We start from the raw sequence: 8,562 nt of genomic DNA on the forward strand, positions 1-8,562 counted from the left end.
CGTCGGCCGGGCTGGCGACCGGGGCGCTGGCTGGCGCTGCCGGCTGGTTGAAGGCGGCCACCAGGGCCAGCATGTCGGCGACCGGATCGGCCTGCGCTGCGGCCTGGGCGTCGCTGGCCGCGCTATCGGCGGCCTGGTCGGCGCTGGCGCTGCGGTCCTGGTCGGCGCTCTGGGCCGGCGCAGGGGCGGCTGGCGCGGCCTGGGTATCGTTCCTGGCGACAGTCTGGTTGTTGTCCGCAGCGTCGGCCTGCTGGTTTTTCGCCTGGGCCGGCTTGGCTTGTTCGGTTTGCTTGGGCGCGGATGGGCGCGACGCGGCAGGGCGCTCGGGAGCCTTGGCACCGATATTGCTGCCGGCGTTGCCGGCGGCCGGGCCGGCCTGGCGCTGGTCCATCTCGCGCGACAGGGCGCGCTGGAAGGCATTGTTATCGCCGCCGGCGTTCAGATTCAGGTTGACCTTGGGTGCCGCCGCTGCGTTGGCGGTCAGGGTGGGAATTTGAAGATTCTGGGTTTGCATGATCGCGCCGTGTCGGTTGGTTGCATCTCAATAGGTCAGCGTTTGTAATACGCCTGCCGTGCTGCGTGTTCGTCCATCTGCTTCTGGTCGCGCTTGTTTTCCAGCTTCAGCGCTTCGGCCGCCGCCCTGTCGTTCAGGGTGGAGTAGGACATGCGCTTGCGCTCGCTGGCCTGCCAGGCGGTCTTTTCCTGGCCGCTGCGGTACTCGGCGTGCTTGATCATGTCCAGCTGGCCCTTGACCGCCACTTCCAGCTTTTCCATGAAAGCCTGGAAATTGCGGTAAGCCATGGGCGTGATGCCGGCCGCCTGCGCCGCTTCGAAGCGTTTCGCATACTCGTCGCGATAGCCGACCAGCATCTGGTGCTTTTGCTTGGCGTCGTCGACCGCCTTCAGCGCGGCGCCCAGCCGCTTGGCGGCATCGTCGGTTTCCCGGCGCGCCAGGTCCATCAGTGTTTCAAGTTGCGCTTTGGAAGCCATGATGGGTCAATTATAGGTGGCCGATGCCGGCGGCAATCAGTCGAATAGAGAGGTAAGTTGGCCTAAGCTCTCGCCCATGGTCACGCGTTCGGTGATTTGCTGCTGCAGGAAATTCTCTATCCGGTCATGCAACTGGATGGCCTGGTCGAGCACCGGATCGCTGCCCGGCGCATAGGCGCCGACGCTGATCAGGTCGCGGCTGCGCTCGTAGCGCGAGAACAATTGCTTCAAATGGCGGGATTTGGTCTGGTGCTCGTGCGAGGTGATCGAGTGCATGGCCCGGCTGATCGACTGTTCAATGTCGATGGCGGGGTAGTGGCCGGCCTCGGCAAGGCGGCGGTTCAGCACGATGTGGCCGTCGAGGATGGCGCGCGCGGAGTCGGCGATCGGGTCTTGTTGATCGTCGCCCTCGGTCAGCACGGTGTAGAAGGCGGTGATCGAGCCGCCGCCCATTTCGCCGTTGCCGGCGCGTTCGACCAGGATCGGCAGCTTGGCGAACACCGACGGCGGATAACCCTTGGTGGCCGGCGGTTCGCCGATGGCCAGCGCGATCTCGCGTTGCGCCATGGCGTAGCGGGTCAGCGAATCCATAATCAGCAACACGTTCTGGCCCTTGTCGCGGAAGTGCTCGGCGATGGCGGTGGCGTAGGCCGCGCCCTGCAGGCGCATCAGCGGCGGCGTATCGGCCGGGGCCGCCACGACGACGGAACGGGCCAGGCCTTCCTCGCCGAGAATCTGTTCGATGAATTCCTTGACCTCGCGGCCCCGTTCGCCGATCAGGCCGACGACGATGATGTCGGCCTCGGTGTAGCGCGCCATCATGCCCAGCAGCACGGACTTGCCGACGCCCGAGCCTGCGAACAGGCCCATGCGCTGGCCGCGGCCGACGGTCAGCATGGCGTTGATCGAACGCACGCCGACATCCAGCGTTTCGGTGATCGGCGCGCGGCCCAGCGGGTTGGCGGGGCGGGTGTTGATCGGCGCGCTGTCGGAGGCGTGCAGCGGGCCCAGGCTGTCGAGCGGGCGGCCGGCGCCGTCCAGCACGCGGCCCAGCAGTTCGGGGCCGACCGGCAGGTGGCGCGCGCGGTCGCTGGGGCGGCGGCGCGGGTGGGCCACGCTGCCGGGGCGGGGGATGGTCGGTTCGACCGGGAACACGCGGGTGCCGGGCACCACGCCTTCGACGTCGCTTTGCGGCATCAGGAACAGTTTGTCGCCTTCGAAGCCGACCACTTCGGCCTCGATCTTGCCGCCGGACGGCAGCGGCACGGTGCAGGCGGCGCCGACGGCCAGGCGCAGGCCGACCGCCTCCATCACCAGCCCGGCCACGCGCGTGACGCGGCCCGATACTTGCATCGGTTCGACAAAGCCGACCAGCGCGGAGCAGTCGTGCAGATAGGATTTCCAGCGGCCGGCGTGCGGGCTGGCGGGCGCCGGCGAGGCGGCAGGGGCGGGGGCGGGGACGGCGTCCATGTCAGGCCAGCCAGTCCACTTCTTTGCCGAGCGCGTGGCTCAGGCGCTGCCAGCGCGCGGCGGCGGTGGCGTCGATCTGGTTGCTGGCGGTGTCGACCTTGCAGCCGCCACGGCCGACCTGCGGATCTTCGACCACGCGCCAGCCGCCCTTGTCCAGCTCCTCGCCGATGCCGGCGCGCACCACGGCGGCGTCATCGGGATGCAGCACCAGCAACGCCGGCTGTTGCAGCACCGGCAGGTATTCGATGGCGTCGCGCACGATGGGCAGGATCAGCTCGGGCTTGACCTGCAGCGCGTTTTTCAGCATGCCCTTGGCCAGTTGCAGGGCCAGTTCCAGCACGTCGTTGGCGATCAGCTGGTCGGCGTCGTGCAGCGAGCTGGTGAAGTTGGCGGCGATGGCGCGCACATGCTCCAGCTCTTCGGCCGTGACCAGCTTGCCGGCTTCGATGGCGTCGGCATGGCCGGCCGCGTGGCCTTCCTGGTAGCCGTCCTGGCGCGCTTCCTCGCGGATCGCTTCCAGTTCTTCCACGGTCGGATATTCCATCGGCGGCGGCAGGGGCGGGCCCATTTCCAGCGCTTCCTGTTGCTCCAGCAATGCATCCTGTAGGCGCTGCTCGGCGTCCAGGCGAGCCTGTTCGGCGTCGCGCTCGCGCTGTTCGGCTTCGCGTTGGGCGATCACGCGCGGACGCTCGTCGCCAAACGAGGTCATCTCCCAGCGCTGGAACGCCGACTGCTGTTCTTTGGGTAGCAGAGACATTAGACGAAGGAATCCTCACCTTTGCCGCCAAGCACGATCTGGCCTTCGTCGGCCAGGCGGCGGACGATTTGCAGGATCTGCTTCTGCTGGGTTTCCACTTCGGACAGGCGCACCGGGCCTTTCGATTCCAGGTCTTCGCGCATCATTTCCGAAGCACGGGCCGACATATTCTTGAAGATCTTGTCGCGCAACTCCTGCGACGCGCCTTTCAGCGCGATGATCAGCATTTCCGACTGCACTTCGCGCAGCAGCAGCTGGATGCCGCGGTCGTCGATGTCGATCAGGTTGTCGAACACGAACATCTCGTCCATGATCTTTTGCGCCATGTCGTTGTCGTAGTTCTTGATGTTGTCCATCACCGAACCTTCCTGCTCGCCCGACATGAAGTTGAGGATCTCGGCCGCCGCGCGCACGCCGCCCAGCGACGATTTCTTGATGTTCTCGTTGCCCGACAGCAGCTTGGTCAGCACGTCGTTCAGCTCGCGCAGCGCGGCCGGCTGCACGCCGTCCAGCGTGGCGATACGCAGCACCACGTCGTTGCGCAGGCGGTCGGTGAAGTGGCCGAGGATTTCGCAAGCCTGGTCGCGCTCCAGGTGGACCAGGATGGTGGCGATGATCTGCGGGTGTTCGTTGCGGATCAGCTCGGCCACGGATTGCGAATCCATCCACTTCAGCGATTCGATGCCGGAGGCGTCCTTGCCGCCCAGGATGCGCGACAGCAGCACCGAGGCCTTGTCGTCGCCCAGCGCCTTGGTCAGCACCTGGCGGATGTACTCGTCCGAATCCAGGCCCACGGTGGAGGCGGCCGCGACCATGTCGCGGAAGTTGTCCAAGGTGCCCACCACTTCCTCGTGGGGAACGTTCTTCATGGTCGCCATGGCGGCGCCCAGCTTGAGCACTTCGCGCGGGCCGAGGAACTTCATCACCTCGGCGGCCTCGCTCTCGCCCATGGCCAGCATCAGGATGGCGGCCTTTTGCAGTCCGGTATTCTCAGTCATTTGCGCCTATCCATTCTTTGATCACGTTGGCAACGATGCGCGGATCTTCGGTGGCCAGTTTCTTGGCCATGGCCAGATTTTCGCGGTAAGAGCGCACGGTGTTTTCTTCCATCTTGCGCAATTCTTCTTCGGCGATGAGGGCCTCGTCCGGGCCTTCCTCGATGATTTCCTCCGGCTCTTCCGGTTCCGGCTCCGGCGCGTTGATCTCGTCGATCTTCTTGAACACCGGACGCATCATCGGCTTGACGATGCGCAGCACGATGTACAGCAGGATCAGCGCGGTGATCAGGAATTTCGCCAGATCCTTGGCCATCGGCAAATTGGCCGGATCGCGCCACCATTCCGGCGGCGGTTCGAACGGCTTGTCGACGCCGTCGAACGGCGAATTGGCCACGCTGACGGCGTCGCCGCGGTCTTGGTTGTAGCCCATGGCCTGCTTGACCAGGTCGTTAATCTTGGCCATCTCTTCTGGAGTATAGGCCTTGATGGTGACTTTGCCATCCTTGCCGACGATGCGTTTGTAATTGACCACCACCGCTACCGTCATGCGGCGCAGGCCGCCCATGCCGCGCTGCTCGTAGCGCACGGTCTTGTCGACTTCGTAGTTGGTGGTCGATTCCTTGTGGCTGGGGCCGGCTGCGGTGCTGCCGGCGGCGGCCGCGCCCGGCGGCGTGCCCGGGGCCGGCGCGGTGCCGGTCGGCGAGCCGGCGGTCTGGGTCAGCGGCGCGGTGGCCGTGCCGGGCGGCTGGTTCGACAGCGCGCCAGGGATGCCGCCCGGATTGGCGGCGCCGTTGTTGCCGTTGGTTTCGCTGCTCTGCTGGCTGCGGATGGCCGAGGCGGCCGGCGGCGAGTTCGGCTTGTAGGTTTCGGCGGCTTGCTCGATCTGGGCGAAGTCGACGTCGGCCGTGGCCTCGGCGCGCACATTGCCTTCGCCGACGATGGGGATGATGATCGATTCGACCTGCTTGATGACTTGCAGCTGCATGTCCTTGACATACTTGAGCTGGGTCTCGTCCATGTTCTTGGCGTTGAGGCCGGCGCTGCCGTTCTTGGTCTGGTCGGAAATCAGGTTGCCGGCCTGGTCGAGCACGGTGACGTTGGCCGGCAGCAGTTCCGGCACGCTGGAGGCGACCAGGTGGACGATGGCGGCGGTCTGGCCGGGGTCGAGCATGCGGTTGGGGTGCAGCGTGACGATCACCGAGGCGGTCGGCTTTTGCTGGTCGCGCACGAACACGGACGGCTTCGGCAGCGCCAGGTGGACGCGGGCGTTCTCGATCGCGGCCAGCGACTGGATCGAGCGCGCCAGTTCGCCTTCCAGCGCGCGCTGGTAGTTGACCTGTTCGAGGAACTGGGACACGCCCAGCTTCTGGTTTTCCATCAGTTCGAAGCCGACGTTGCCGCCCTTGGGCAAGCCCTGGGCCGCCAGTTTCAGGCGGATGTCGTGCACCTGGTCGGTCGGCACCAGGATGGCGGTGCCGTTGTCGGAAAACTTGTGCTTGACGTTGAGCTTGTCCAGCTCGGCCGTGATGGCGCCGCCGTCGCGGTCGGTGAAGTTGGAGAACAGCACGCCGTATTCAGGCGGCTTGTTCCACAGCCACAGGCCGAGCAGGATGGCGACGATGGCCGCCGCGCCGGCCGCGCGCAGGAAATTGCGGCCCATCGGCGTCTGGATGAAGGGTAGCTTCTCCGCACCGTCATCGTCGGCGGCTGCGGTGTCGTTGTCGATTTGTTCGGCTACGGCCATGATGATTGGTTTCCGGTGCGAGGTTCTAGAGAGGATGAGCCATTATCGCTTGTTAGTGGGCAATTCAATCGGCCAAACAGAGCGCCGTTTACGGTTCTGCTCGGCCATGGGGACTGGCCTTGCTCTTGGTATTCTGGCAGCTCTGATAGAGCCGTGCCGTATTGTAACGCCGCGCTCGGCCATGTCGTGGGAATTTGTTTCGCGACAGCAACAAGATGGAGAGTGAGATGAAGACAGGTGGAATCGACGGAAGCCAGATCCAGGCCATGATCGCGCAGTTGAAGGCGCACGCCACGCGTCCGGGGCTGACGCCGCCGGTGATCAAGACCGAACCGGCGCCGGCCGCCAAGGTGGAGTTTTCCGACGCGCTGAAGAACGCGCTGGACGGCGTCAACACCAGCCAGGTGCAGGCCGACGACATGAGCAAGAAATTCGCGATGGGCGACGACAGCGTCAGCCTGTCGGACATGATGATCTCGATGCAGAAGGCCAGCATCAACTTCCAGGCCACCATCCAGGTGCGCAACAAGCTGGTGTCAGCCTATCACGACATCATGAACATGCAGGTTTAACCCAGGCCGGCGATGCGGGCGTTGCGTTCGCGTTCCAGCTTGGTGATGTAGCGCTGCACGTACGACAGCATGCCGCGCGAGATGTTGACGAACTCGCAGCCGAGGCGGCGGTTGGTTTTGTTGTTGAGCAGCGTCAGGTCCAGCGAGTTGCGGATCTGCAGCGAGGTCGCCACCTGGCCGATTTCCGGCAGATCGATCTTGCAGTCCAGGTAGTTGCGGCCGATGGCGTCGCCCAGGATCATCTTGTTGTCGAGGATGGCGATGCCGCCGCAGCTGATGTCGGCCAGCGGGAAGGTGGTGCTGCCGCCCAGTTCCTCCGGCAGCGGGATCAGCACCCGCACCGGGTTGGTCACGGGCGTCGAGATGCGGTAGTACTCGCGCCGCTGCAGCCGGATCAGCGTCGGCGGCACGGCGATCTTGAACGCCGGATTGCCTTCGAAGGTCGCCGCTTCGATGTGGTCGGCGGCAAACAGGATGCGCACCTTGTCCAGCGTGGTCTCGAACGACAGCCGGCGCGAGGCCAGGATGCGCTTGTTCTGCTCGCGGTCGATCGAGCAATCCAGGTACACGGTGTTGAGCTGGTCGTCCACTTCCAGGATCGAGGTCACGCACACGTCCGACTCGCCCTGGATCAGCATGCGGATCAGCTGATTCTTGCCGCCGATGCCGCGCAGCAGGGAGAGAATCTCCTTCCGTGATTCAACCTCAAAATCGTGCCAGTTTTCCAATTCCGCATCCTGAAAGTGTGGGTACATCGCTGCTGTTCGCGTCAAATCTCTGTAAGGGGGATGCTGGTGTCCGGCGCCGCTGGAAGTGGCAGGCCAGACTTTTGCGCTGATTCAATATGATATAGCCACGCTAATAGTTCCGCAATCGTCCGATACAGCGTAGGGGGAATCTGTTGATCTAGATCTATGTCCATGAGCAGAGAGACAAGTTCTTTGGACTCGTGGATGAACACGCCGGCCTCCAGCGCGACGCCGATGATCTGCTCGGCCACCAGCCCGCGGCCCTTGGCCACGACCTTGGGCGCCGGGGCGCCGTTCTCGTAGGTCAGCGCCACCGCCTGTTGCAGCGGACGGCGCGGCAGCTCGTCGGTCATGGCGACTCCTGGGCGATGGTCAGCGAGGACAGCGGGGCGCCGGCCGCCTCCATCGCCTGCTCCAGCTGGCCGGCGTAGGCGCGCAGCGTGTCGGCCGTGTCGCCGTCGTCGGCTTGCACCTGGATATGCACCTGGCCGCCGATCAGCGTCACCGCCGCCGACACCGCGCCCAGCATCGGGAAGCGGAAGCGCACGCCGCTGCGCCAGATCTGTTCCGGTTCGCCGTCGGCGCCATCCTGGCCCTCGTTCTGGCGGCCGTCGCGCTGCTCGCGGCGGATTTCCCATTGCATGGCCTGGCCCGGCCAGGCTTCGCCATTCCATTGCACCCGGCCTTGCTCGTGGGTGTGCAGTTGCTGGTTGATCAGCTGCGCCGCGCTCAGGTCGGGGCCGTTGGCGGCGGCGCGGGCGGCGGTTTCGCCGCTCTGCAGCATGCGCTGCATCTGCGGTTCGCGCATCAGCTCGGTCAGGGGGCGTTCGCCCTTGGCCCATTCGGTGACATGGGATTCGTAGAACAGGCCGCTTTGCGAGATGGTGTCCTGCAGCTTTTGCGCCAGTTGCTCGGCGGCCGGCGCGGCGTTGCCGAACAGCGCGCTCTTGCCGATCAGGGCCAGTTGCGCGGCGTTGCCGCCCTGGGCGGTGCTGAGCACGCTGGTCAGCACGCGCGCGGTGTTGCTCAGCGTGGCTTGGGGCGTGCTGGGGTCGAGGTCGGGCAATTCGTTGGCGGGCGTCAGCGGCGCCTTGCCGAGCAGGGTGGCGGCCAGGCTTTGCGGCCTGACCGCTTCGGCCGGCAATGCGCCGCCGGAGGCCTGCGCGGCTGCGGCGGCTCCGGCTTGAGCTGCTGCGCTGGCGGCGGCCTGGGCTCCGGCGTTGGCGGCGGCGGGAGGCTGCGCAGTGCCGGGCGTGACGGCGCTGCCGGGTGTGGCGACAGC

The 8,562-nt window shown here is 65.7% G+C and carries 9 protein-coding genes and 1 pseudogene; 1 reads left to right on the forward strand and 9 read right to left on the reverse strand.

The features are described 5' to 3' along the window. The 6 genes and pseudogenes from GEV02_RS32410 to fliF all read right to left on the reverse strand — a co-directional run. A pseudogene (locus GEV02_RS32410) lies at positions 1-514 on the reverse strand (flagellar hook-length control protein FliK); the annotation flags it as partial. Positions 515-549: 35 nt separating this feature from the next. Beyond that, positions 550-990 carry a flagellar export protein FliJ gene (gene fliJ / locus GEV02_RS32415; protein ID WP_152841900.1) on the reverse strand — a complete coding sequence of 147 codons (441 nt, stop codon included), beginning with the start codon at positions 988-990 and terminating at the stop codon, positions 550-552. A 36-nt stretch (positions 991-1,026) separates the two neighbouring features. Further along, complete coding sequence (fliI, locus tag GEV02_RS32420) at positions 1,027-2,460, reverse strand: flagellar protein export ATPase FliI (protein ID WP_152841901.1); 1,434 nt, start codon at positions 2,458-2,460, stop codon at positions 1,027-1,029. Between the two features lies 1 nt (position 2,461). After that, positions 2,462-3,217 (reverse strand): flagellar assembly protein FliH, encoded by a 756-nt coding sequence (locus GEV02_RS32425; protein ID WP_152841902.1) that lies wholly within the window; start codon positions 3,215-3,217, stop codon positions 2,462-2,464. Further along, on the reverse strand, positions 3,217-4,215 hold the full coding sequence (gene fliG, locus GEV02_RS32430) for a flagellar motor switch protein FliG (RefSeq protein ID WP_008451337.1): 999 nt from the start codon (positions 4,213-4,215) through the stop codon (positions 3,217-3,219). Before fliG ends, GEV02_RS32425 begins: the two co-directional genes overlap by 1 nt. Further along, positions 4,208-5,959 (reverse strand): flagellar basal-body MS-ring/collar protein FliF, encoded by a 1,752-nt coding sequence (gene fliF, locus GEV02_RS32435; RefSeq protein ID WP_152841903.1) that lies wholly within the window; start codon positions 5,957-5,959, stop codon positions 4,208-4,210. Before fliF ends, fliG begins: the two co-directional genes overlap by 8 nt. Positions 5,960-6,186: 227 nt before the next feature. Here fliF and fliE point away from each other — a divergent pair, with 227 nt between their 5' ends. Next, complete coding sequence (fliE, locus tag GEV02_RS32440; RefSeq protein WP_008451334.1) at positions 6,187-6,531, forward strand: flagellar hook-basal body complex protein FliE; 345 nt, start codon at positions 6,187-6,189, stop codon at positions 6,529-6,531. Here fliE and GEV02_RS32445 read toward each other — a convergent pair. From GEV02_RS32445 to fliK, 3 genes are all read right to left on the reverse strand, one after another. After that, the gene (locus GEV02_RS32445; protein WP_152841904.1) at positions 6,528-7,286 is read right to left on the reverse strand and encodes a flagellar brake protein; all 759 of its coding nucleotides are present in this window, start codon (positions 7,284-7,286) and stop codon (positions 6,528-6,530) included. The genes fliE and GEV02_RS32445 overlap by 4 nt on opposite strands. Positions 7,287-7,300: 14 nt before the next feature. Beyond that, positions 7,301-7,633: an EscU/YscU/HrcU family type III secretion system export apparatus switch protein gene (locus tag GEV02_RS32450; protein WP_008451328.1), complete on the reverse strand. Its 333-nt coding sequence runs from the start codon at positions 7,631-7,633 to the stop codon at positions 7,301-7,303. Continuing rightward, a partial coding sequence (gene fliK / locus GEV02_RS32455) for a flagellar hook-length control protein FliK (RefSeq protein ID WP_174999448.1) occupies positions 7,630-8,562 on the reverse strand: 933 nt, incomplete at its 5' end. The genes GEV02_RS32450 and fliK, both read right to left, overlap by 4 nt.

The organism is Rugamonas aquatica (assembly GCF_009380215.1).
GTDB lineage: Bacteria > Pseudomonadota > Gammaproteobacteria > Burkholderiales > Burkholderiaceae_D > Rugamonas > Rugamonas aquatica_B.

Coding starts and splice junctions, on each gene's coding strand:
- fliJ (WP_152841900.1), bottom strand. CDS start 990: ATGGCTTCCAAAGCGCAACTTGAAACACTGATGGACCTGGCGCGCCGG.
- fliI (WP_152841901.1), bottom strand. CDS start 2,460: ATGGACGCCGTCCCCGCCCCCGCCCCTGCCGCCTCGCCGGCGCCCGCC.
- GEV02_RS32425 (WP_152841902.1), bottom strand. CDS start 3,217: ATGTCTCTGCTACCCAAAGAACAGCAGTCGGCGTTCCAGCGCTGGGAG.
- fliG (WP_008451337.1), bottom strand. CDS start 4,215: ATGACTGAGAATACCGGACTGCAAAAGGCCGCCATCCTGATGCTGGCC.
- fliF (WP_152841903.1), bottom strand. CDS start 5,959: ATGGCCGTAGCCGAACAAATCGACAACGACACCGCAGCCGCCGACGAT.
- fliE (WP_008451334.1), top strand. CDS start 6,187: ATGAAGACAGGTGGAATCGACGGAAGCCAGATCCAGGCCATGATCGCG.
- GEV02_RS32445 (WP_152841904.1), bottom strand. CDS start 7,286: ATGTACCCACACTTTCAGGATGCGGAATTGGAAAACTGGCACGATTTT.
- GEV02_RS32450 (WP_008451328.1), bottom strand. CDS start 7,633: ATGACCGACGAGCTGCCGCGCCGTCCGCTGCAACAGGCGGTGGCGCTG.